18 protein-coding genes are annotated in these 20958 nt (G+C 54.8%); 9 read left to right on the top strand and 9 right to left on the bottom strand.

The features are described from left to right. Positions 1–445 precede the first annotated feature (445 nt). From agaR to AC6HVW_RS13105, 8 genes are all read right to left on the bottom strand, one after another. Positions 446–1216, bottom strand: coding sequence for a transcriptional repressor AgaR (agaR, locus tag AC6HVW_RS13140; RefSeq protein ID WP_059200885.1), 771 nt, complete (start codon positions 1214–1216; stop codon positions 446–448). A 332-nt stretch (positions 1217–1548) separates the two neighbouring features. Beyond that, positions 1549–2457, bottom strand: coding sequence for an ROK family protein (locus AC6HVW_RS13135; protein ID WP_071683480.1), 909 nt, complete (start codon positions 2455–2457; stop codon positions 1549–1551). A 19-nt stretch (positions 2458–2476) separates the two neighbouring features. Next, entirely contained in the window at positions 2477–3748 is a 1272-nt protein-coding gene (locus tag AC6HVW_RS13130; RefSeq protein WP_071683481.1) for a Gfo/Idh/MocA family protein, read from the bottom strand. 17 nt (positions 3749–3765) lie between these two features. Beyond that, a complete protein-coding gene (locus AC6HVW_RS13125) occupies positions 3766–4902 on the bottom strand; it encodes an ABC transporter ATP-binding protein (RefSeq protein ID WP_021806474.1) in 1137 nt (378 codons plus the stop codon). A gap of 24 nt (positions 4903–4926) precedes the next feature. Then, entirely contained in the window at positions 4927–5745 is an 819-nt protein-coding gene (locus AC6HVW_RS13120) for a carbohydrate ABC transporter permease (RefSeq protein WP_021806473.1), read from the bottom strand. Between the two features lie 10 nt (positions 5746–5755). Continuing rightward, positions 5756–6697 (bottom strand): carbohydrate ABC transporter permease, encoded by a 942-nt coding sequence (locus AC6HVW_RS13115; RefSeq protein WP_115158918.1) that lies wholly within the window; start codon positions 6695–6697, stop codon positions 5756–5758. A gap of 78 nt (positions 6698–6775) precedes the next feature. Next, on the bottom strand, positions 6776–8029 hold the full coding sequence (locus AC6HVW_RS13110) for an ABC transporter substrate-binding protein (protein ID WP_059200881.1): 1254 nt from the start codon (positions 8027–8029) through the stop codon (positions 6776–6778). A 51-nt stretch (positions 8030–8080) separates the two neighbouring features. Next, entirely contained in the window at positions 8081–8338 is a 258-nt protein-coding gene (locus AC6HVW_RS13105) for a hypothetical protein (RefSeq protein ID WP_137751156.1), read from the bottom strand. 152 nt (positions 8339–8490) lie between these two features. On the opposite strand from AC6HVW_RS13105, the gene AC6HVW_RS13100 reads away from it, so the two are divergent. The 4 genes from AC6HVW_RS13100 to AC6HVW_RS13085 all read left to right on the top strand — a co-directional run bounded on the left by AC6HVW_RS13100 (position 8491) and on the right by AC6HVW_RS13085 (position 13717). Then, on the top strand, positions 8491–10152 hold the full coding sequence (locus AC6HVW_RS13100; RefSeq protein WP_071683483.1) for a DUF4091 domain-containing protein: 1662 nt from the start codon (positions 8491–8493) through the stop codon (positions 10150–10152). 126 nt (positions 10153–10278) lie between these two features. Beyond that, entirely contained in the window at positions 10279–11979 is a 1701-nt protein-coding gene (gene olsF / locus AC6HVW_RS13095; protein ID WP_071683484.1) for a bifunctional ornithine lipid synthase OlsF, read from the top strand. A 172-nt stretch (positions 11980–12151) separates the two neighbouring features. Beyond that, positions 12152–12934, top strand: a complete 783-nt coding sequence (locus tag AC6HVW_RS13090; RefSeq protein ID WP_071683485.1) for an N-formylglutamate amidohydrolase — start codon at positions 12152–12154, stop codon at positions 12932–12934. 72 nt (positions 12935–13006) lie between these two features. Next, on the top strand, positions 13007–13717 hold the full coding sequence (locus tag AC6HVW_RS13085; RefSeq protein ID WP_497569476.1) for a flagellar brake protein: 711 nt from the start codon (positions 13007–13009) through the stop codon (positions 13715–13717). Positions 13718–13754: 37 nt separating this feature from the next. On the opposite strand, the gene AC6HVW_RS13080 is transcribed toward AC6HVW_RS13085, so the two are convergent. After that, entirely contained in the window at positions 13755–14594 is an 840-nt protein-coding gene (locus AC6HVW_RS13080) for a PfkB family carbohydrate kinase (protein WP_071683487.1), read from the bottom strand. A 373-nt stretch (positions 14595–14967) separates the two neighbouring features. On the opposite strand from AC6HVW_RS13080, the gene AC6HVW_RS13075 reads away from it, so the two are divergent. The 5 genes from AC6HVW_RS13075 (at position 14968) to AC6HVW_RS13055 (ending at position 20301) form a co-directional block, all read left to right on the top strand. Beyond that, positions 14968–16836, top strand: coding sequence for a beta-glucoside-specific PTS transporter subunit IIABC (locus AC6HVW_RS13075; RefSeq protein WP_071683488.1), 1869 nt, complete (start codon positions 14968–14970; stop codon positions 16834–16836). Beyond that, on the top strand, positions 16833–18248 hold the full coding sequence (locus tag AC6HVW_RS13070; protein WP_021806465.1) for a glycoside hydrolase family 1 protein: 1416 nt from the start codon (positions 16833–16835) through the stop codon (positions 18246–18248). Before AC6HVW_RS13075 ends, AC6HVW_RS13070 begins: the two co-directional genes overlap by 4 nt. Before the next feature lie 12 nt (positions 18249–18260). Continuing rightward, positions 18261–19100, top strand: coding sequence for a BglG family transcription antiterminator LicT (gene licT / locus AC6HVW_RS13065; protein ID WP_179245893.1), 840 nt, complete (start codon positions 18261–18263; stop codon positions 19098–19100). Between the two features lie 113 nt (positions 19101–19213). Next, complete coding sequence (locus tag AC6HVW_RS13060; RefSeq protein ID WP_037375950.1) at positions 19214–19783, top strand: chromate transporter; 570 nt, start codon at positions 19214–19216, stop codon at positions 19781–19783. Beyond that, complete coding sequence (locus AC6HVW_RS13055; RefSeq protein ID WP_071683490.1) at positions 19780–20301, top strand: chromate transporter; 522 nt, start codon at positions 19780–19782, stop codon at positions 20299–20301. The genes AC6HVW_RS13060 and AC6HVW_RS13055 overlap by 4 nt, the downstream gene beginning before the upstream one ends. The last annotated feature ends 657 nt before the right edge of the window (positions 20302–20958 follow it).

Here is a 20958-nt window from a genome sequence, read left to right as displayed (position 1 = left end):
GAACCGTGCCACCGGCCAACTCCTACGTTCGCCACAAACCAGTTCCTGTACCTGATTGCTACTCCATACCAACTTCCTTCGGAGTGGTCCCCGTATCTGACTGCTGCTCTGCACCAGCTCACTCTCCCAAAGGGAGAGGGGATCGAACCGTGCCACCGGCCAACTCCTACGTTCGCCACAAACCAGTTCCTGTACCTGATTGCTACTCCATACCAACTTCCTTCGGAGTGGTCCCCGTATCTGATTGCTGCTCTGCACTAGCTCCCTCTCCCTGTGGGAGAGGGTTGGGGTGAGGGGGCGATCGCGGATGCCTAATACGCCTGAACCTGACCGCCGTTCCGTTTACTGCCTGCTTTCGAAGTAGCCTCTGTACCTGACTGCTGCTCTGCACTAGCTCCCTCTCCCTTGAGGGAGAGGGTTGGGGTGAGGGGACAATCACCAATTCTCAACGGTCGGCGATAATCACCTGGACCCCCAGGTTTTGCAGCGCATGCAGGTAATTGGCTGGAATGCGGCTATCGGTCACCAATCGGTGGATCTGGCCGATCTCGCGGATCATGCAGAAGCTGCTGCGGCCAAACTTGCTGGCGTCAACCACCGCAATCACTTCGCGGGCCACTTCGCACATGGCGCGGTTAAGCTGGGCCTCACCGGGATCTGGCGTGGTGATACCGCCCACCAAATCAAAGCCGTCAACGCCGAGGAAAAATTTATCAAAGCGATATTGGCGGATGTGCTGCTCGGCTGCGGGACCATACAGCGACCAAGACTTGCGCCGCACGCTGCCGCCGACCACCATCAAATCCACCTGTTCGTTGCTGGCCAATTCGAAGGCGATATTCAAGGCGTTGGTCATCACCACCAGGTCTTTCTTGCCGGCCAACTGGGTAGCCATCTGGCTAGTGGTGGAACCCGAGTCGAGAATGATCGCGTCACCGTCGTTCACCAACGCGCTTGCGGCACAGGCAATGGCGAATTTCACATCGCGGTTGATGCGTCCCTTGTCCTGGAGCGGGCGATCGAAGGCGAACTGTTTATTGAGCATCGCGCCGCCGTAGGCCCGTACCGCACAGCCACTTTTTTCCAGATGGCGCAGATCGCTGCGAATGGTGACGGTAGAGACGGCAAATTGGCTGCTCAACTGTTCCACGCGCACCGTGCCTTCACGACACAGCTGGTCGATAATTAATTCTCGCCGTTTAACGGTATTGATCATGAATAGCTGACTCCTGATTTACCCGTAGCAAACCCCGGCCGTGGCATAGGGGCCACAGCAATCGTTACAGGCGTATTTTCAGTCTTTCGTTGCAAATTACAGCAAACGAAACCGCGCAACGCAATCGAAAATTTAAATATAATCTTATATTTCAACCGGTTATTGTTGCCATATCTTTCGGTTGGTCATCAACCGAAAGCCGCATGGAAATAAACTGAAAACCGGTAATGCCTTATTTATTCGGCTAATATCCCTTTTGCCGCGCCAATTAATTCCGCCGTGGATGAAAGCTACCCACGATGAATAATGCGGGTGAGCTTTCCTTAAATTTTTTATTGCCAGCTTTGGCGCAACAGTGCCGCACCGCGTACGCCGCTGCTGTCGCCATACACCGGGGGATAAACCATCGCCGGTTCCGTCCCTGGCAGTAGCCAGCGGCACATGGCGGCGGGCAGCTGTGCATAGAGTTCGCTCACGTTAGAAAGCCCGCCCCCTAACACGAAAGCGTCCACATCCAGCAGCAGTTGCAGGTTGGCCAACGCGCTGGCCAGGATATCGATGTAGATCCCCATCAGGTGTTGCGCTAACGGATCGCACTGACGGTAACTGGCGATCAGGGCCGGGACGTTGGCGGCGCTATGGCCAAAGTGTTGGCTCAGGGCCAGCAGACCGCTGCCGGAGACATAACGCTCAAAGCAGCCTGTCAGGCCGCAGTTGCAGACAAACAGCGGCAGATCGTAACGCTGAGCCAACTGGGCCGAGATGGGTGTATGCCCCCATTCCCCAGCCAGCCCATTGCGGCCCTTGTGGAGCCGTTTGTTCATCACCAGCCCACCGCCAGCGCCGGTACCGATGATGGCACCAAACACCACTTCCAACCGTTCGGTCTGGGGCGTGCTGGCCTCCGAAAGTGCAAAACAGCGGCAATCGTTTTCAATCTCTACCGGTCGCGACAGCTCTTGAGTGAGATCGTCCGCCAGGCAGTGGCCCGTCAGGCAGGGCACGTTTACCGCCAACTGCTTGCGGCTGCGTGGGTCGGTGATCCCCGGCAAGCCAATGCCGATGCTGCCTTGGGTGTGCAGGCTGCGATCGGCCTGGCTGACCAGTTGCGCGATACAGGCGAGAAACTCGCGATAGTCACCGGTGGGTGTACTGACGCGCTGGCACAGCACCTGATTCAACTGGGCATCATAGGCGGCCATTTCGATTTTTGTGCCGCCAATATCAAAACCGTAACGCATAGCATGAGTAGCCACGGCTTTACTCCTCACCCAAGGTGATGACGGCGTTTTCCCGGCGGGCGCGTTCGGCGGCAAAGACCATCAGGTGGCTCTGCAACGTTTCCTGCGGGCCAGACAGCACCTGCGAAGGATCGTTGGCGCGCACGGCAGCGATAAAGTGCTGCATCAGATAATAATCGCCGCCGCCGTGGCCAGACATGGTGTGCAGGTCTTCGGCCTCGTCCACGTCATACAGCGTTTCGTTGTCGTCAAGGAAGGAGGTGATGCGGATATAGCGGCCATCGCCCTCCAGGCATCCCTGGCTGCCAAAAATGCGCGTTTTGCGATCTTCCATTTTGGTAAAGGCGGTCATGGTAAAGGCGGCGGTGCGGCCACCGCTAAACTGCATATTCACCACCTGATGATCCACCACGTTGTTATCACAGCGGTAGACACAGCGACCATAAGGGCCGTTGCGCAGAGCGGCGACCAGATGTTCCTGATCGACTTCTGGCGTCAGCACCCGCAGGAAGCCAGGCGTTGCCTTGTGATTATCGCCAAGGTAGATGCGTTTGGCCGAATAGGGGCATTCGGCCTCAACGCCGCAGTCCAGGCAGTTATCCGCTGCGCCCTGAGGTTGGTTTTCCTGGCGGAAGTGGCGTAATCCACCGAATGAGCTGACCTGCTCGCAAGGCGTATCCATCACGTAACGGATCCAGTCAATATCGTGACAGGATTTTTGCAGCAGCATAAAGGCTGCCTGCTGGTCGTTGCGCCAGTTGCCACGCACGAAAGAGTGGGCCTGATGCCAATAGCCCACCGGCTCCAGATGTTGCAGGCTAACGATGTCGCCAATGACCTTATCGCGCAGCAGTTGCTTGAGTTTCTGGGTATAGCGGGTATAGCGCAGCACGTGCCCGACGGAGAAGATGATCCCCTGGCGCTCCACTTCTTCAACGATGGTGCGGCACTCACTGGCATCAGGTGACAGCGGTTTCTCCAGCAGCATGTGATAACCCTGTTTGGCGAAGGCCAGGGCCGGTGCCAGATGCAGGGTATCTTGGGTGCAAATCATCACCGCATCGGCCAGTTTGCCTGCCGCCACGGCCTGCTGCCAGTCGGTAAAGACGTTTTCGGGCGAGATGCCGTGCTGAGCCACAAACTGCTGGCGATAGGTATCGCGCGGTTCAGCGACCGCCACCACCTGCATCAGTTCTGGGTGAGCCAATGCATAGCGAGAGTAAATCTCCCCACGAGCACCGGCACCAATCACCAACACGCGTACCGGACGGCCAGTAAAGTCATTAGACATTGCAAAGTACTCCCAAATTATCCCAGTGACTGGGTAGCGTTATTATTCAGGTTGTCACCGCTGGCCTGATCGAACAGGTGGGCGCGGGCCAAATCAAACGTCAAATGGATCTGTTCGCCGATGCTCGGTTCCCAGTCTGGCTGAGACGCAATCCGCAGCACGAAGCGTAATCCGGCCAGTTCACAGTGCAGCAACTCTTCGTTGCCCATGCGTTCAATGGTGGCGATACGGGCCGGGAAACAGTTTTGGGTACCGGCAGCACACAGGCGCAGCGCTTCAGGGCGAATACCCAGGCAAACGCGCTGGTGCGGATAGTCTTCCAACTGTTTTTCCAGCGCGGGCGGCAGGGTCAGCAGATAGCGATCGTCGATACGCAGCTGTGTTCCCTGAGCATTACGCAGCAAGTCCAGATCGTGCAGGTTCATCGACGGGCTGCCGATAAACTCGGCGACAAAGCGGTTGGCGGGGTGGTGGTACAGGTTGATCGGTTTGTCTACCTGCATGATGGTGCCCCGATTCATCACGCAGATGCGGTCGCCCATGGTCATTGCCTCAACCTGATCGTGCGTCACATACACCATGGTGGCGGCAGCACCTTCCTGTTTCAGTCGGTTGTGCAGTTCGATGAGCTGCACGCGCATGGAAACGCGCAGCTTGGCATCCAGGTTGGAGAGCGGCTCGTCGAACAAAAACACCTTGGGTTTACGCACGATGGCACGCCCAACCGCCACGCGCTGGCACTGGCCACCGGAGAGCTGGCCGGGTTTGCGATGCAGCAGATTGGTGATTTCCAACTTCTCGGCGGCATCCTGTACCCGCCGGTCGATTTCAGCCTTACTCTCTTTACCAATCAGGCCAAAGGCCATGTTCTTGTAGACGGTCATATGTGGATAGAGCGCATAGTTCTGAAACACCATGGCGATGCCGCGATCTTTGGGCATGGTGTCGTTAACGCAGCGGTCGTGGATCATGATTTGGCCTTCGCTGACGCTTTCCAGCCCGGCGATCATGCGCAGCAGGGTGGATTTGGCACAGCCGGACGGGCCGACAAACACCATAAACTCACCGTCCTTGATATCCAGATCCACGCCATGCAACGCCCGGAAACCGTTGGGATAGACCTTTTTCACACTGTTTAATTGAATACCGGCCATGTCTGTTTACCTTATTGTTCGCGGTTAGCCTTTAACGCCAGCGCTGGCGATGCCCTGGATGAAATAACGTTGGAAAAGAATGAACAGCATCAGCATCGGGATCACCGCCATCAAGGCACCGGCCATCAGCAGCGGGTATTCCACTCCGGCACGGCTGGACAGCGAAGCCAGCCCCACCGGCAGCGTCAATTTTTCGGTGGTGGTGTTGACGATCAATGGCCACATCAGGTTATTCCAGCTCCACAAGCCGTTAATGATGATGCAGGCGATGATGCCGGGGCGGATCAGCGGCAGCATGATGCGCCAGAAGATGGCGAAGTAGCTGTAACCGTCGATCAGCGCTGCTTCCTCCATTTCCTTAGGTACCGCCAGGAAGAACTGCCGCAGCAGGAAGGTGGCGTAAATGCTGAAGATCCCCGGCAGCACCAGGCCGGTAATGCTGTTGACCAGCCCCATTTTCTGCACCACCAGGAACTGCGGGATTAGAAATGCCTGGCCGGGCACCATCAGGATCGAGATGCACACCAGAAACACCGCGTCACGGCCACGAAAGTGCAGGCGGGAGAAGCCATACGCGGCCATGGTGGCGATCACCATTTGCAGCGTCACGGTGGAGAAGGTGGCCAGCAGCGAGTTGATATAAAAATCCGCGAAAGGGATCTCGCGCATGATCTTGCCGTAGGCCTGCAAGCTCGGATTTTCCGGCAGCAGGGTCAGCGGGATCTGAATGCTTTCGGCCTGGGTTTTCAGCGAAGTCACCAGCATCCAGATAAAGGGTACCACCGAGGCCAGCGCCGCCAGCGTCATAAACAGATAGACCAGGGCTCGTTTGCTTATCGTCATCAATGGCTCCTCAGCTCACTCTCAGGCGTTTGCCGATCGCCATCTGCACCAGTGTGATCACCAGCGTCACGGCGAACAGCACCACGGTAATGGCAGAGGCGTAACCTTTCTCTTGCAGATAGAAGGCGTATTTGTAGAACAGGTTGGTGATGGTCATCACGTCACCTTCCACCAGGGCGCGGTCGAACATCAGGAACACCACGTCGAAGATTTGCAGGATCTCGATAAAGCTCATCACCGATACAAAGAACAGCGTCGGCACCATCATCGGCAGCGTGATAAAGAAGAAACGGCGCAGGGTGCTGATACCGTCGATATCGGCGGCTTCATACAGCTGACGTGGGATGCTCTGCAAACCGGCTAACAGGATGATGATTTTCAGCGCCAGCGACGACCAGATAATGATGATGGACACGCTGATGCGTACCACGTCCGGATCGGAGAGCCAGGCGACCGGCGCAATATGAAGCAGGTTTAGCCCCTGGTTAATCAGGCCAAAATCCTTGTTGAACAGCCACTGCCACACCATTGCCACTGCGGCGGGCATGGTTACCGCCGGTAGAAACAGCAGGGTGCGCAACAGCGCTTTGCCACGAATGTTCTGGTTAAGCCCAATCGCCAGCAGCAACGACAGCAGCAGGATCACCGGCACGCACACCACCACATAAAACAGGGTGTTGAAGGCGGCGGTATAGAAGTCATCGTCCTCAAACAGGTTGATGTAGTTGTCAAAGCTGATGGTCGTCCAGCTCATAAACTGGTTGAGGTCGGTAAAGCTGTAAAAAATGTTCTGTAAAAACGGGATGAAGTAAAACACCGTCAGGCCGATCACCAGCGGCAGGATCATCACCCAGCCCCAGAAGCGTTCGGCTCGCTCCAGGCGGCTTAATGCGGCACGAGGTCTGCTCTTTGCCTGTTTTATGTTGGCCGTAGCCGTTTCTGCCAGCGACATGTCGCCATTCCTCACCTTTGACTGCTCAGTGTTTCCGCTGCGACCTGCCTTCGGGTAGGCTGGCCGCAGCGGGGGGAATTACTGCTCCATGATGCGTTCGATCTTCTTGATCGATTTATCCATTTCCGTACGGGCATCCGCGCCCATAAAGATTTTCTTCAGGCTGCCGATCCACATGTTTTGCCACTTCGGTGTGTTGGTGCCTGCGGTTGGATAGGCCTCGGTCACTTCCAGCGTTTGGATGTACGGGCTGACGTCAACCTTTTTGACTTCCTCTACCCAGGCTTTAGCCGCGACCTTGTTGGCCGGGATCACCACTTTCGCTAAAGTGGCTTGCGAGGCTTCGCTGCTCATAAATTCGATGTACTTCCAGGCTTCTGGCTTGTGGTTACTCTTGGCGGACATGGCATAGGCCAGGCTGTGAGCCACGCCAGACTGGCGCTCGATCTTCGGCATCATCACCACGCCGATATGGTCGTTGATCAGCGGATTGTTGGCGAACGGTGCGGCCAGCCAGGAACCGGCATACACCATGGCGGCGCGGTTGGACTGGAAAATGTTCTCGGTCTTCACTTCGCTCATCTGCTGGGCGGTCGGCATCAGGCCGTCTTTCATCATCCCTTGTAACTGCTGGTAGACCCAGATGGCGTTGTCGTTGGCGATATCGGTCGGTTGGCCATCTTTTGGCACGATATGATTGCCTTTCTGGAACAGCAGGTTCATATAGCTGTCCTGGCCGTCGATGCTGAGATCCATCACCAGCGGGAAGGCGCTGCCCTTCAGGCCGGTTTGCAATTCGGCGGCCTTTTTCTTCATGTCATCCCAGGTCCAGTCGCTGGTGGGATAGCTGACGCCAGCCTGATCGAACAGTTTTTTGTTGTACCACACGGCGATGGAGTCGACGTCGCGCGGGATCGCCATCTGCTGGCCGTCGTATTGATAAGCCTTAACGGAGCTGGCAACGATATTATCCAGATTGACCGTACCGTCTTTTAAATAATCGCCCAGCGGTTGCATAATGCCGTTTTTGGCATATTGCACAAAATAGGGCATGTTAATCCAGAATATATCCGGTGCGACACCGCCGGCGGCGGCGGAGTCTAATTTAACAAAGTATTGTGCGGCGGGCGTTAATTCTATTTCCACTTTGATATTCGGGTTGGCCTGCTCAAATCGCTTGGCAATTTCCTGTTCGGCAGGTAATTGGTTTCGATCCCAAACCGCATAACGTAATGTTATCTGGTCGGCGGCATATAACATGGTCGGCAACAATAAAGCGGCTGCAACAGCGGAATGCAACAGAAAACGTCCGGCGTTTTTTCTAGGTGACATTGCTTTTCCCTCGGTGTCGGCGAATACATTTTTTGTGAACGTGATTTCTTTCTATCCCTTAACTTTCAATGTGTCAATGCGGTCATTTTGCCCAAAAATGGGGCGCGTATCTTTCACTGTTGTTAACAACGAAAGGTCAAAGCCACCAACCGAAAGGCTTTTTTGTTGATGAATTGTTAATGTCGAACGGCGAAAATCCGTTGTCGGGCGGCAGTTATGGCTTACTGGGGTCATAGGATTAACTGATAACCCTTGCACCATAATGGGGATTAAAAACGTTTTTATTGTGCAGGCCGCGGCATCTTTCATTTTTGTGATGCAAATAAACAAAAAAATTAATTTTTTGCCGGGCGAGAGGGCGTTTGCTGGCTTTTTTCGTTGGCCTATATTGTCTGCGGTGAAAAAACGCGCTAGCCTGAAATTAATTCAATCCCACCGTAAAATAAAACAGGGCAGCTATTATGCGTCTCACGCTACTATTTACCCATTGCCTGGAGAAGGTATTTCATCGCCAAGCCGTACCGCAGGTAGAACAGCAAAACCAATTCAGCTGCCTGAATAATGAAACCCTCTCATGGCAAGGCGTGTATTGTCTGTACCGCGAGGATAATGAAACCCGCCGGGAATTACGTTATCAACTTGAGGGGCAATTGGCCGATGATATCAGCGTGCGCCATGTGCAGTCGGTGCCCAGCCATTTTCCCTGTTATGCCGAGGCCGATGAGAACTATCTGACGACCGAGCCTGGCCTATTTCCCGACCCGCTGATGCCCATCCAGGATCGGCGTTTTTTTGCCGCCTGCCGTTATTACGCTAGCCTGTGGCTGACCTTTACGCCGCCAGCACAGGGTATTGCCGGTGGCGACTATCCGCTAACGCTGCGGCTGTTTGATCAAGAGACGGGGGAAGAGCTGGCCGCAGCCAGTATGACGCTGCATGTGGTGCCTGCCGCGTTGCCAAAGCAGAGGCTGCTGCATACCGAATGGCTACATACCGACTGTTTGGCGGACTATTACCAGATTGCAGTGTTCAGCCCGCAATACTGGCAGGCGGTGCGTAACTTGCTCCGCAACGCGGTGGCAAATGGCGTGAATATGCTGCTAACGCCGATCTTTACGCCGCCGCTGGATACCGCCATCGGTGGCGAACGCACTACCGTGCAGTTGGTAGGGGTGAAACGTAGCGCAGCGGGTTATCAATTCGATTTTGAACGATTGGCGCAGTGGGTAGCGCTGGCGCAGGAGGAGGGGATCGAACACTTCGAAATTGCCCACCTGTTTACCCAATGGGGCGCAGCGCATGCGCCCAAAATTATGGTTGAGGTCGCGGGGGAAATGCAGCCGCTGTTTGGTTGGCATACCGATGCCCACGGCAGCGAATATCAGCAGTTTCTGCAGGCATTGATGCCAGCGTTGACCGGCTGGTTCCGGGCACGGGATCTGCAACGGCAGGTGTGGTTTCATATCTCGGATGAACCTAAACTGGAGAATATCGCCGCCTACCAACGTGCCAGCGATTCACTGCGGCCGTTGCTGGAAGGGTTCCGCACCTTCGATGCGCTCTCGGACTTTGACTTCTATCAACGCGGGTTGGTGGAAACCCCGGTGGTGGCGACCGATCATATCGAGCCGTTCCTCGAGCATCAAACTCCGCAACTGTGGGCTTATTACTGTTGTGTGCAAAGAACCGAGGTGGCCAACCGCTTCTTTGCTCAGCCTTCGGCCCGCAACCGCATTCTGGGTATCCAGCTTTATCTCTATAACATCAGCGGTTTCCTCCACTGGGGCTACAACTTCTATAACAGTAGCCATTCCCGGGAGAAACTGAATCCCTATGCGGTTACCGACAGCGGCAACGCCTTCCCCTCTGGCGATCCTTTTGTGGTTTACCCTGGGCCGAATTTCATGCCGATAGAGTCGCTGCGTTTGCGGGTATTCCATCAGGGGTTGCAGGATCTGCGGGCCTTGCAGTTGTTGGAGAGCCTGACCGATCGCGCCACGGTGGAGCAGTTGATCGATCAAGAGCTGGGGATGCGCATCACCTTCAAACGTTACCCTCATCAAGCTTCCGTGCTACTGCGGCTGCGGGAACAGGTCAACGCCCGTATAGAGGCGGCTCTGTAAACCAGAGAATAGAGGGGCGAGCATTCTCGTCCCTGACGCCTGATTTCATCTTTTCGTCATCAAACGGTCATGTTCAGGTCATGACGCTGGCTTAAGTTTGCAGCGACTAGGCCAGGAGATAACCCGATGTTTACTTTGGATAGCCTGCTGCAAGATGTCTTCCCACAGCATTCTCCCCCCGCCTGGCAGCGTAGCCTGCTAAGAAGCTTACTGCGTGAAAAAGAATTCAGTCAGTTTGCCGCCGACTATCCGCACCTGAAAGGGTTGGATCTGATCGAGCAGGTAGTGGACTACTTTAATTTGAGCTGCGAACTGGTGGATGGGGATCTGGAAAACATCCCCAGCCAAGGCCCGGTGGTGTTGGTTGCCAACCATCCCATTGGTTCGCTGGATGGCTTGGTGCTGCTGCGGACGGTGGCGGCGGTACGGCCAGACGTCAAGGTAGTGGCCAACCAGTTGCTGAGCTGTATCGAACCTTTACGCCATCTGTTTGTGCCGGTTGATAACCTGGGCAACCGGACCAACCGCCAACAGATAGAAGCCATGCAGGCCCAGTTGGATAATCAGGGCGTGCTGATCCTGTTTCCGGCGGGTGAAGTGTCCCGTATGAGTCCCAAAGGGATACGCGATGGCCACTGGCATACCGGATTTCTGCGGCTGGCCGCAAAGGCGCGGGCGCCGATCGTACCGATACATATCAGCGCCAGAAACAGCGGCCTGTTCTATTTGACCTCGCTGATTTATCGCCCGATATCCACCTTGTTATTGGTGCGAGAGATGTTCAAACAGCAGGGCGGACGGATCAAAATCCGCATCGGCGGGCGCATTCCGTTTGCCCATTGGCATGATGGCCATACTCAAGCACGCGATCTCGCCGAGCGTTACCGTCGCCATGTCTATCGGCTGGGTCAGGGTAAGCCAGGGCTGTTTACCAGCGAATCGGCCATCGCCTTGGCGGAAGATCGCCTCGAGCTGAAAAAAGCGTTGGCGGCCTGCGAGCGATTGGGTATTACGCCGGATGGCAAAATCATTTTCCTTTATCGCCGCCAGGGGGAGGCCAGAGCACCGATCCTGCGGGAGCTTGGCCGCCTGCGTGAGATCGCTTTCCGTGCCGTGGGCGAAGGCTCGGGGCGGCGGCGCGATTTGGACAGCTATGACGACGACTATTATCACCTGGTGCTGTGGGATGAGGAGGAACTGGAGATTGTCGGTGCCTACCGCTTTATCCCCACGGCACCGCAGTTGGCCAGCAAAGGACTGGAAGGCATCTACAGTAACAGCTTGTTCCATTACGATCGCGATATGACACCGATCCTTGAACAGGGGATTGAGTTGGGCCGCAGCTTTATTCAACCCGCCTATTGGGGGAAGCGCGGTCTGGATTACCTGTGGCTCGGTATTGGTGCCTATCTCGCCAAATATCCACAGTATCGCTATCTGTTCGGCCCGGTATCCATTTCAGGAGGCATGCCGGTTGCCGCCCGCGATTTGTTGATTGCCTTCTATCGCCTCTATTTCGCTCCAGACCATGCCATGGCCCAGTCACGGCAGCCTTATCCGGCCTCTTTACCGCAGGTATTGGCCCAGTTTGCCGGTGATGATTATCAGCAAGATTTGCTGCTGCTGAAAAGTCTGTTGAGCAACCTCGGCTGTTCGATCCCGACCTTGTACAAGCAATACACCGAGCTGTGTGAGCCCGGTGGCGTGCAGTTTATCGACTTCGGTACCGATCCGGCGTTTAACCACTGTATCGATGGTTTAGTGTTGGTCGATCTGACGCGGCTGAAGCCTGCCCGCTATCAGCGCTATATTGCCGCTCATCTTTAGATCGGCTAACAACGTGAGGGCGGCACATGCTGCGCCCATTCATAAAATCAATGGGTCATGAAACCGGCTCCGCTTTGACCGAAAGTGCGGCCGCGCCAAATTCTCCCATGGGATATTGGTAGCCGGTGAGAGGATCGCCTAGAATTAGCGCTTTCTCGCGCCGGAGTGCCTAATGTATCACCCCTATACCCCAACCTTGTTGTCTGCCGATGAGCCTGCGGCCGTGAACGTTGAGCTGCCACAGGCGACTTCTCCTTTCTTACTGCTGTGCGATCACGCGGGGCAGGCCATCCCAAAACGTTTGGGCGATCTTGGTCTGGCCTGCGGCGATATCGATCGGCATATCGGCTGGGATATCGGTGCGCTGGCGGTTTCCCGTCTGCTGGCTCAGCAGTTGGATGCGACACTGATCCATCAGCACTACTCACGTTTGGTGATCGACTGTAACCGTACGCCGGGGATTGCCAGTTCGATCCCATCGTTATCGGAAGTTACGCCAATACCTGGCAACCAAGGGATCAGCGCTGCTGAAGCGGGCGCCCGTGAACAGGAAATTTTCCAGCCTTATCACCAGGCTATCAATCACACGCTGGCAGCTCGCCGCGCCAATAACCAACCCAGCGCGGTGATCGCTATGCATAGCTTTACGCCGGTGTTTAAAGGCGATGCGCGGCCGTGGCAGGTTGGGCTGCTGTTTAACCGCCATCCACAATTTGCCCTGCTGTTGGCGGAGTTGCTGCGTGAAGAAGGGGATTTACAGGTCGGTATTAACGAGCCTTATGCGATGACTGATGCTACCGACTACACGCTGCCGGTACATGCGGAACGCCATGAATTACCCTATGTTGGCATCGAGATCCGCCAAGACCTCATCGGGGATAGTGCAGGCCAGGCAGCATGGGCGGCTCGTTTTGGCCGACTATTGCCATTATTATGGCAACGCTGGGAAATTTGACTTTAGTATTGATGGCGGTGATGATTGCGTAAGGAAAGCGTTAGCGTCGATGGACAATGCTGGGAGTGACGGGTGGAACATATTGATAACGGACGGTTTATCAAGCAGGAGCGTTTTGAAGTTCTGGCAATCTTGCGCGACATCTATAAGCAAAGAACGCCGCTGCGTGTCGTTAATCAACAACATGAATTCATTGGCCAATTATTAAGCGTTGGCGCTGATAACATCGTCTTTGATTGCGATGCTCCAGAGCAGATCTCCGGTGGGAAATTCAGCATTGTGATTGAAAACCACGATGCAAAAATCGAATTCTCCGTTGACCAGGCGCAACTGACCGAGCATAACGCCATGCCGGTTTACGAGGCGTGCCTGCCGAAACAACTGGTTTATATCCAGCGCCGCCGCCAGTTACGTATCACCACGCCTTATTGGCGTGAATTCTTCTGTAACGGTGAACACAGCGATGGCACCCCTTACCAACTGCGTATCCACGATCTTTCGCCGGGTGGCGTTGGTTTGCGTATTGATGGCGCGGTACCCGACTATATGCAGCCGGGGCTGGTGTTCAATAAGGCTCAGTTGGATTTGGGAGATTACGGCAAGTTCAAGGTGAATATGGAACTGATTGCCGTGAATCAAGATCACGATATTGATGAAGACCAAATGCAGCATTTCATGCGCCTGTCCTGCCGTTTTCTCAAGATGGGAATGCTGACCGAACGCAAAATTCAAAGCGCGGTTTTTGCTTTTGAATTGGATTTCAACAAGAAGAAAAAGCGTTGAGTGGCCATGGCGCAGGGGCTACCTGCGCCGTCTGCCGTTATTTCAGCGCCCGCAGGTGGCCGATCTCCTGCCAACCGTGACGCGCCGCATCTTCCAGTACCGCACACACCTCATGGATCGCCGTGGGCACTGCCTTGCTGAAAGGTTCCCCCTGCAGCAAATGAGCAATTAACAGCGCGGTGAACATGTCACCCGTACCCTTCACCGGCGAATCGATTTTGGCATGGGTGAAGCTTTGCACCTCATCGGCAGTGACCAGCAACAGGCCAACTTCTTTATCGCCGTTTGCCACGCCAGGTGCACTGGTGACCAGCACCCACTGCGTATTACCTTTGAGTAGCGCCCGCGCAGCCTGTTCGGTTTGCTCACGCGTGCTCAGCGCCATGCCGCACAGCTGCTCCAGTTCGAATCCGTTTGGCGTCAGGCCATGGGCCAGATTGAGGTATGGCGAGCGATAGCTTTCAACCAGACGTTTATCGACGTAAACCCCTTCGCCATAGTCTCCCATCACCGGATCGATATAGATCTTGATACCTGGATTGAGGGCAATCACCCGTGGCAACCAGTCGGCCAGAATATGGCACTGCGCCACGTCACCCAGGTAACCGATAATGATGGCCCGCGCGCGGCACACGACTTGACGGGCGATCAAATCTTCCAGAAAACCGCTGAACCATTCGCTGGAGATCGCTCCCCCGTGCGGCGCGCCGTAATAGGGAGGGCAACCAAACAACACGCTCGGTACCTGCAACACCTCCAGGTTCTTCTTCAACAACGTGCGGTAGGCAATGCCATTCCCCACGCTACCGTAGACCACCTGCGACTGAATGGTGATCACATCAATGGGTGGTGGCCGCAGTTTAGAGCCTTGTTGCATGTAGACTTCCTTGGTTCATTGTTATTCAAGCGCAACGGTCGGCAGAGGTAACTCGCCGAGGTAGGGAAGTTTAACCTATTGAAGGGCATGGCTACAGTATGTCGCGGGAGAGTTTGATGATTTTTCGTTGGATCGCTTGCGAGTTTTCCTGCGGCTAATCGTGATGCGAATCACAAAGCTTGCCGTTGCCGGTTGCCTGGCGATCGCGTCCGCGGTATTACTTGCGCCGTAGCCTAATAAGCTACTCATTCATTTTTATGATGGCGTGTTACTGCGCAAGCAGGCAAGACCAAAATAGAAATGCACTTCTTCTGCTGAAGGGGAGCATTTTCATTTTGGTCTTTTTTTTTGCTTTTTTTGCCGGGGAAAACCTATGGATTATAACAAGTTGGGCTTGGACATATTGGCACTGGTTGGGGGGAAGGGTAACGTCAGTAAGCTGACGCATTGCGCCACCCGCCTGCGGATGGAGTTTAACGACGACAGTCGGGTAGATGCGAAGGCGATTGAAGCTTTGCCCGGCGTGATCAGCGTAGTCGAGCGCGGTGGACAGTTCCAGATTGTGGTGGGCAACAACGTGCAGCAGACTTTCCGCGCGTTGCAAAAAGCGATTGGCCAACCGTTGGGCAAACCTGACGGACAGCCGAAAAACAAGGCCAAGGGCGGTGTCTTTACGCAGATTATCAGCGTGATTTCGACCACCTTTACGCCAGTGATCCCGGCTATTACCGGCGCGGGGATGATCAAGGCGCTGCTGGCGATCCTCAAGTTAACTGGGGCGATCAGCGCGGCCAGCCCAACTTACCATCTGCTGGATACCATCGCCGATGCCGCCTTCTTTTTCCTGCCGGTGCTGCTGGCCTACGGCGCCTCAATCAAGTTTGAGTGTAATCCTATTCTGGCCATGACCATCGCGGGAGCCTTGCTGCACCCCAATCTTGCCCAGATGCTGGCTGCCGGTTCGCCAATCGATTTTATTGGCATCCCGGTACGGTTGGCCGATTATGCTGGTTCAGTGCTGCCGATCATCTTCACGGTGTGGCTGATGTCCTATATCGAGCGCTTTGCCGAAAAAGTCTCGCCGACCATGATTAAATTCTTCACCAAACCGATGATCATCCTGCTGGTGACCACGCCGCTAGCCTTGGTGGCGGTGGGGCCGTTCGGCATTTTCCTCAACGATCTGGTAGCCAGCGGCGCGGCGATCATCGATGGCAAGGCCAGTTGGCTGATCCCGATGTTAATGGGCGGGCTGCAACCGTTCCTGGTGATCACCGGCACGGCGTGGGCAATGACGCCTATCGCTACTGGCCAGTTGAGTAAAAACGGCTTTGAGATGATTAATGGCCCCGGCATGTTGGCTTCCAACATTGCCCAGGGCGCGGCAACCCTGTGCGTAGCGTTCCGCACCAAGAATAAAAATTTGCGCCAGTTGGCCTCATCCGCCGGTTTCACCGCGCTGTTGGGGATCACCGAGCCTTCACTGTACGGCGTCACGCTGAAACTGCGTAAACCGCTGATCGCGGCCATGATTGGCGGTGGCTGTGCCGGTGTTTACGCGGGTGTCAGCGGTTTGGTGCGCTATGCCTTTGTTTCACCGGGATTGGCGGCATTACCGGCCTTTATCGGCGAAAACCCGATGAATATCGTGCACGCCCTCATCACCTGCGTCATCGCCATCGTCGTGACCTTTGCCTTGACCTGGATCCTGGGCTTTGAGGATCCGGTTGATGAAGAAGAGGCAACGGTGACAGACAGCGCACCATCTGGTGACGCCGCGTTGCTACACAGCCCGTTGGCAGGCCAACTGGTGGCATTGGAACAGGTGAATGACGACGTATTCTCGCAAGGGTTGCTGGGCAAGGGCGTGGCGATTGTGCCTGAGCAAGGCGTGTTGCGCGCGCCCGTGGACGGGGAAATTGTGACCTTCCTGCCTTCAAAGCATGCCGTAGGCATTAAGGCCGATAACGGCATGGAAGTGCTGATGCATATCGGCATCGATACCGTCAATCTCAACGGTGAGCATTTCAGCTCTCAACTGCAGGTGGGCGATCGGGTGAAAACCGGTGATGAGCTGGTACGCTTTGATATTGCTGCGATTACCGCGCTGGGCTACGACATCATCACCCCGGTGCTGGTGGTCAACAGTGAGCAGTATCCGCACCTGAGCTGTCGGCAACCTGGCCCGGTGAACTTTGGTGAGCAAATTGTCGCGCTGAATATTCAGGAGCAAAAAGTATGATTTACCAACAGCTGAACGATTTTCCACCAGGCTTCCTGTGGGGGGCCTCAACCTCGGCTTATCAGGTTGAGGGGGCATGGGACGAGGACGGCAAAAGTCCTTCCATTGTTGATATGCTCGATCATCCCGCCGAGACGGCGGATTTTAAGGTGGCCAGCGACCATTACCACCGTTTTCGTGAGGACGTTAAGCTGTTCGCCGAATTAGGGCTGAAGGCGTACCGTTTCTCCGTAGCCTGGACGCGCATTTTGCCCAACGGCACGGGTGAGGTGAATCAGCCTGGCCTGGCGTTTTATCGTGACCTGATCGATGAACTGCTCAAGCACGGCATTGAACCGGTGGTCACACTCTACCATTTCGATCTGCCCTATGTGCTGGAACAACAGGGCGGTTGGAGCAATCGGCAGACCATCGATGCCTTTGTCGAGTATGCGGACGTGCTGTTCACTGCCTTTGGCGATAAGGTCAAATATTGGCTGACCATCAACGAGCAGAACACCATGATCCTGCACCCTGGAGCCATCGGTGTGCCGAAGGGCGGCGAGTTGCCTTCCAAGGTAGTGCTTTATCAACAGAGCCACCATATGCTGGTGGCGCAGGCGCGGGTCATGGCTTTGTGCCATCAGCGTTGCCCCAAGGGGAAAATCGGCCCGGCGATCAATACCACTTCCATGTATCAGGAAACCTGCCACCCGTTGGATGCCATCGCCGCCCACAACTGGGAAACGCTGCGCTGCTGGAGCTTTCTGGATGTCGCGGTACATGGCCGATACAATGCGTTGGCCTGGCGATATTTGCAGGATCGTGGCCTTGCCCCTGTGATTGAAGACGGAGATGCGGAGCTACTGCTGCAAGGGCGGCCGGATTATGTGGCGATTAACTACTATTCCACTGCCACTATCGCAGCCAGCCGTGGTGATGCCTCGGATATTACGGCTCGAGCGGGGGATCAGCAAATCATGCTGGGTGAACCGGGCGTATATCGGGCAGCGGAAAACCCGTATGTCGACAAAACGCCCTATGGTTGGGTGATCGACCCCGTGGGCCTGCGGCTGACGCTGCGCAAGGTTTATGAACGTTATCATCTGCCGATTTTAATTACTGAAAATGGCATCGGCGCGCCGGACCAGCTATTGTCTGGGGATATCATCAATGATGATTACCGCATCGATTTTATGCGTGCGCATATCGAACAGATGCAATTGGCGATTAACGATGGTGTCGATCTGCTGGGTTACTGCCCGTGGGCGGCGATCGATCTGGTCAGCACGCATCAGGGCTACGCCAAGCGCTACGGTTTTATCTATGTCAACCGTGGTGAACAGGATCTGCGCGATCTGCGGCGTATCAAGAAGCACAGTTTCGCCTGGTATCAGCGCCTGATTGCCTCGAACGGCCAACAACGTGGATAACACAGTTTAATGATGAAAGTCATCAAGGTGCTCAATAACAGCCTGGTGCTGTCCACCGACAGCGATAACCGCGAAGTTATCGTGATGGGCAAGGGCATCGGGTTTAACAGCAAAGTGGGAGATGTGCTGGCTGCGGCCAGCATAGAAAAAGTCTATGTGGTGCAGAATGGTCAAACCGGCCACGACCATCTGCGCCTGATAGAAGCCACGCCGGAGCAGCATATTGAACTGGTGCAGATGATCCTCAGGCTGGCCAACAGCCAGCTTGGCGGCCGGGTCAACGAACAGATATTTTTCACCCTGGTGGACCATCTCAGTTTTGCGATTGAGCGCTGCCGTAAAGGCATCGTCATACAGAACCGGCTGTTGCATGAGGTAAAACGCTTTTATCCGCAGGAGTTTGCCGTAGCATTACAGGCGCTGGCGCAGATCAACGAGCGCTTGGATATCCTGTTGCCGGAGGCAGAGGCGGGGAACATTGCCTTTCATCTGGTCAATGGCCAAACCGACGTGCAGAGCATGGAGCACACGCTGCTGGCGGTGAAGATGCTGAAGGATATCTTCAACATCATCAAATACCATTTCCGCATCGATATCGCCACAGACTCGCTCAATTACTCGCGTTTCCTGCTGCATATGCAGTTTTTCATTCAACGCATGATTGATGACAAACAGGTAAAGTCGAAAGACGATTTCCTGTTCTCTCAGGCGACGAAAGAGTATCCCGAGGCCTATCGTTGCGCTCTGGTGATCCGTGACTATGTGAAAAATCTGCTGGAAATGGAGATGTCCAACGACGAGCTGCTGTACTTGGTCATCCACCTGACGCGGATTGTCGAACGGGACGATTAAGCTTGTTCTACGGCGCGTTCATCGTAGTGATAATGGCTCTGAAATGCATTAGACATCATGGCTTGGCCGCGTGCATTATGCCAGATAACAACTGAGATAATGTGGGAAACGCCATGTCAGATCCTAATGTGCTACAGGGCCAGGAGATCGCCGAGCCGCCGAGCAATACTCAACTGTTTACCGGCTTTCTGATGCTGGGCCTGATCGGCTTTGGCGGGGTGCTGCCGCTGGCGCGCAGTATGTTGGTGGAACAACGCCGCTGGTTAACCGCTGAACAGTTCACCGAACTGCTGGGACTGTGCCAGTTCCTGCCGGGTGGCAACGTCATAAACTTGTCGGTGGCGGTGGGGATGGAGTTTCGCGGATTGCGTGGTGCGCTATCGGCCTTGCTCGGGCTGATCTGCGCCCCAACGGCAATTGTGGTTGGTCTAGGCGTGATTTATGCCCGCTACCAAGACGATGCTCATGTGCAGCACGTGTTTGCCGGTTTAGCCGCAGCGGCGGCGGGCTTACTGCTCTCTACCGCATTGAAAATGCTGCTGCCACTGTGGGGAAAATGGTTGCCGTTAGCGATTGTCGCCATTGCTTTGGTGGCGATTGCCTGGCTACGTTTGCCATTGCTGCCCACCATGCTGGTGCTGGCACCGCTAAGTATTCTGCTGGCGTGGAGGAAACCTTCATGATGGCGATGTTAATCTCGCTGGCGATCATTTTTACCGAGCTTTCGCTGATGGCGTTTGGCGGCGGCTTTAGCATCCTGCCGGAAATGCAGCGCCAGGTGGTGGAGGTGCATCAATGGATGAGCGCACAGGAATTTAGCGCGCTGTTCGCCATGGCACAGGCGGCACCGGGACCCAATATGATGATCGTGCCGCTGATTGGTTGGCACGTCGCGGGCTGGGCCGGACTGTTGGTTTCCTCCGTAGCCAAGTTTGGGCCATCGTCCATTGTCACCATCCTGGTGATGGGCGCATGGCGGCGTTTTAAAGATAAACCCTGGCGGCGTATCGTGCAGGTTGGGCTGGTGCCGGTCACTGTCGGATTGGTTGCCGCGAGCGGCGTGCTGATTGCCCAGGCTTCAGCGACCAACTGGCGATTGGCGATATTAATTGTGTTAGCGACGCTGCTGAGTATGAATAAACGTATTCATCCATTATGGATCCTGGCGGGCGGTGCGGTTCTGGGATTAGTGATTGGGTGACGCCTTAACTTTCTAAAAGGGGCCGCATGCTGCGCCCCTGCGCAGCGATATAGAACATTATAGTTATTTTAATTAATCGGTCGAGTAATTAAATCAATTTAATTGCCCGAGTAAAAAGACTAATAACACTTAATGATTCTGTGATTAGACTCTGGAAAATAAAAACCACACGTTTATTTTACATTGATAACTTTATGGTGATTGGGTAATAATCAATTTGCTGTACTCTCTTACATTATCAATGACAAGGGGATTGTCTATGGAACGCTTAGAGCTTGCATTTTTTGGCCAGATGTCTGGTGGGTGAGGGGATAATCGCGGTGACCGTACCGATTACTGTGGCAAAACTTCATGTTCATGGTAGTAGGCTAAAGTTAACCTTTTAAATAAAGCACACAGGTTATATCTATCTGGACCCATTTCATGAAAACACTGGTACGTATACTTGCCTCTTTAGTTAGCTTTTATCTGACTGCAGCTTTATTAAAAGGGGCCTGCGTGTGGTCGTTGGGTTGGTATGCTGCACCAGCCAATATTTCTCACTTACTGGTTTCTCTCTCGTGCTGTTATGTAGTGGCGAAATTGGTTTTTTGTGTAGTGAACTATTTCTACCCGAAGTAGTAAGCTGTAACCGGTTCAGCACGTAGGGGCGCTGCA

Source organism: Serratia sp. NCCP-200, assembly GCF_059697885.1.
This window is presented reverse-complemented; position numbering and strand designations above follow the sequence as displayed.